The sequence below is a fragment of the Acidovorax sp. FJL06 genome (assembly GCF_003852545.1).
Lineage (GTDB): Bacteria > Pseudomonadota > Gammaproteobacteria > Burkholderiales > Burkholderiaceae_C > Acidovorax.
On sequence record NZ_QAJR01000079.1, the window covers coordinates 1 to 3,590 of the forward strand.

The 3,590-nt window shown below is 62.2% G+C and carries 2 protein-coding genes and 1 pseudogene; 2 read left to right on the forward strand and 1 reads right to left on the reverse strand.

Going from position 1 to position 3,590, the window contains the following annotated elements; all coding sequences use genetic code 11:
• Nucleotides 1–260: pseudogene (locus DBV10_RS22565) on the forward strand (chemoreceptor glutamine deamidase CheD); the annotation flags it as partial.
• 15 nt (nt 261–275) lie between these two features.
• Complete coding sequence (locus DBV10_RS22570; protein ID WP_124515772.1) at nt 276–1,376, forward strand: chemotaxis response regulator protein-glutamate methylesterase; 1,101 nt, start codon at nt 276–278, stop codon at nt 1,374–1,376.
• A 102-nt stretch (nt 1,377–1,478) separates the two neighbouring features.
• Here the strand turns inward: DBV10_RS22570 and DBV10_RS22575 are convergent, their stop codons facing one another.
• A complete protein-coding gene (locus DBV10_RS22575) occupies nt 1,479–3,389 on the reverse strand; it encodes an ATP-binding cassette domain-containing protein (RefSeq protein ID WP_124515773.1) in 1,911 nt (636 codons plus the stop codon).
• Between the last annotated feature and the right edge of the window lie 201 nt (nt 3,390–3,590).

Consider the following 3,590-nt stretch of genomic DNA (forward strand, 5'->3'; position numbering starts at 1 on the left):
GATTGCATCGGCACCAACAGAATGTGGGAGAGAGGAACACCAATTTTGTGCTCAACTACCTGCACACGGAGCGCATTCCCATCGTCTCTGAGGATGTGCTCGATATTTACCCGCGCAAGGTAGTCTTCTTTCCCGTGACGGGCAAGGCCATGGTCAAGCGCCTGGCACATGCCCATCCCGATGCTTTGGCCCAGGAGGCACGCGGCAATGCTGTCACGGTGGTCAAATCCACTGCCGGTGGTTCTGTTGATCTGTTTTGAGGAAGGTTCGCGTTAATGAGCAGGAAAATCCGGGTGATCGTGGTGGACGATTCGGCGCTGGTCCGCAGTCTGCTGTCCGAGATCATCAACCGGCAGCGTGATATGGAGTGCATTGGCTCGGCCAATGACCCTTTGGTGGCGCGCGAGATGATCCGTGAGCTGAATCCGGATGTCATCACGCTGGATGTCGAGATGCCGCGCATGGACGGCATCGACTTTCTGGGCCGCCTGATGCGATTGCGCCCCATGCCGGTGGTCATGATCTCCACGCTGACCGAACGTGGGGCCGAGGTCACGATGAAGGCGCTGGAACTCGGGGCCATCGATTTTGTCGCCAAGCCGCGTGTCGGCCTGGCCAGCGGGCTCAACGACCTAGCGGCCCAGATCGTGGACAAGATCCGCGTGGCGGCGGTGGCGCAGGTTCGCCGTGCTCCGGTGCGGGATGCGGCGCCTGCGGGTGGTGGGGGCGGGGCAGCACATGCGCCTGCACCGGCTTCTGCGTTGCTGGGGCGCCTGTCCACGGAAAAGCTGATCTGTATCGGCGCGTCCACCGGTGGCACGGAGGCGATCAAGGAAGTGCTGGTCCAGATGCCGGCCGATTCTCCGGCCATCGTGATCACCCAGCACATGCCCCCAGGATTCACCACGAGCTTTGCCGCCCGGCTCAACGGGCTGTGCCAGATCACGGTGAAAGAGGCGGTCAATGGCGAGCGCATCTTGCCAGGCCATGCCTACATCGCGCCGGGGGGCACCCAGTTCCATGTGGCACGCAGTGGCGCCAACTATGTGGCCGTGGTCGATGACGGCCCCCCGGTCAACCGCCACAAGCCGTCGGTCGAAGTGCTGTTCAAGTCTGCTGCGGCGGTGGTGGGGCGCAACGCTTTCGGCATCATGCTGACCGGCATGGGCAACGATGGTGCTGCCGCCATGCGCGAGATGAAAGACGCTGGCAGTTACAACTATGTGCAGGACGAGGCGACCTGCATCGTGTTTGGCATGCCACGCGAGGCCATCGCCCACGGCGCAGCCGACGAGGTTCTGCCGCTGGGTCAGATCGCTCCGGCGCTGATCACGCGCTTGCGTGGCGCGACGGACCGGCTGCACCACCGCATCTGACGTTCCGCGCCCCACCACCCATGTCGGCTTTCTTGGGGCCTGGGCTTGTATCCTGCCCCGGCGGCCCGTTCAACCTCCGGGCGCGGACGGGGCAAGCCACCATCAGGCAGACAGTTCCGTCCAGCGTTCCAGAGCGGCCATGAGTTCGTCGTCAATGGTGGCGGCACGGGTCGCCATCTCGGCGGCGCGCGCTGGGTCTTTGCTGTACAGGCTTCCGTCTGCCAGCGCATCTTGCAACACCTGCTGTTCCGTCTCGAGGGCGGTGATCTGGCCAGGGAGCAGCTCCAGCTCTCGTTGCTCTTTATAAGAAAGCTTCTTTTTTGATAGCTGCTCAGGCTTGTCTGACGGGCGCAAAGAGCTATTTTTGCTTGAAGTTTCAGAGGTGGATGGTTTGGGCGTAGCTGCTGCAGCGGTGGCCGACGCCTGGATGGCCTTGCTGCGTTTGGATTGCTCCAGCCAGTCTTGCACCCCTCCCTCGTATTCACGCCAGAGCCCGTCGCCTTCAAAGGCAATGGTGCTGGTGACCACGTTATCGAGGAAGGTCCGGTCGTGGCTGACCAGAAACACGGTGCCATCGTAGTTTTCCAGCAGTTCTTCCAGCAGGTCCAGGGTGTCGATGTCCAGGTCGTTGGTCGGCTCGTCCAGCACCAGAACGTTGGCGGGGCGTGCGAACAACCGCGCCAGCAACAGCCGGTTGCGTTCGCCGCCTGACAAGGAACGCACAGGAGAATGCGCGCGGGCCGGTGAGAAAAGGAAGTCGCTCAGGTAGCTTTTGACGTGCTTGCGCTGGTTGCCGATTTCAATCCATTCGCTGCCGGGGCTGATGAAATCCTCCAGCGTTGCATCGAGGTTCACGGCGTGGCGCATCTGGTCGAAATAAGCCACCTGCAGGTTGGCTCCCTGGCGGATCGTGCCGTGATCGGCAGGCAGCTCCCCGAGGATCATCTTGAGCAGGGTGGTCTTGCCTGCGCCATTGGGGCCAATCAAGCCCACCTTGTCGCCCCGTAGGATGGTGCCCGTGAAGTTGCGAACAATGGTCTTCTCGCCAAAGGCCTTGCTCACCCCCGTCAATTCCGCCACGATCTTGCCCTGGTAGCCGTTCGATCCGCCGGTGGCCACGTCCATGCGCACGCTCCCCACCACATCACGGCGGGCCTCGCGGCGCGCGCGCAGCTGTTCAAGCCGGCTGATGCGGCTCTGGCTGCGGGTGCGGCGCGCCTCCACTCCCCTGCGTATCCAAACTTCTTCCTGGGCCAGCAATTTGTCGGCCTTGGCGGCGATCACCGCCTCTTGGGCGAGCTGTTCTTCCTTTTGTATCTGGTACTGCGCAAAATTGCCTGGGTATGAACGCAATTGCCCCCGATCCAGTTCGACGATCCGGGTGGCGACCCGGTCCAGAAATGAGCGGTCATGGGTGATCGTGACGACGCTGCCCGAAAAGTCCAGCAGCAGATCTTCCAGCCACTCGATGGAGTCCAGATCCAGGTGGTTGGTGGGTTCGTCCAGCAGCAGAACGTCAGGCCGAGCGACCAGTGCCTGGGCCAAGGCAACCCGCTTCTTGGTCCCGCCCGACAGGGTTCCGACCACGGCCTCCGGGTCCAAGTGCAGACGGTGCAGCGTTTCTTCGACGCGCTGCTCCCAATTCCACGCGTCATAGGCCTCGATCTCTGATTGCAAGGCGTCCAGATCCAGGCCCTCGGCGCCGGACAGGTACTGATCGCGGATGCCAATCACCCGCTGCAGGCCCTCAGAGGCGGCCTTGAAGATCGTGGCTTCGGGATCCAGGGTGGGCTCCTGGGCAACAAAGGCAATTCGCACCCCTTGCTGTACTTGTAGTGCCCCATCGTCAGGTTTTGCCAGGCCTCCCAGGATCTTGAGAAGCGAAGACTTGCCCGCGCCATTGCGGCCAATCAGGCCAACGCGCTCAGCAGTCTCCAGGGAAAAGCCGGCGTGGTCCAGCAGTGCAACATGCCCAAATGCGAGTTGGGCGTCCAGTAGGGTGATAAGTGCCATAGGGGCTGGATTATCGGTGGCGGGCGCAAGGAGGGCTATGCGCCCCGCAGCCTGGCTGGGCTCAAGCTGGAGGCGAAGGCTTGGTTTGGCCTTGAGTCTTATGAGCGGCGCATAGGCATTGGTGCGATGTCAGTCGGTGCAGCGGCGAAGAAATTGCGATAGTCTTGTATTGCGCCCTCAACCCATGCTATAGTCGAGGGC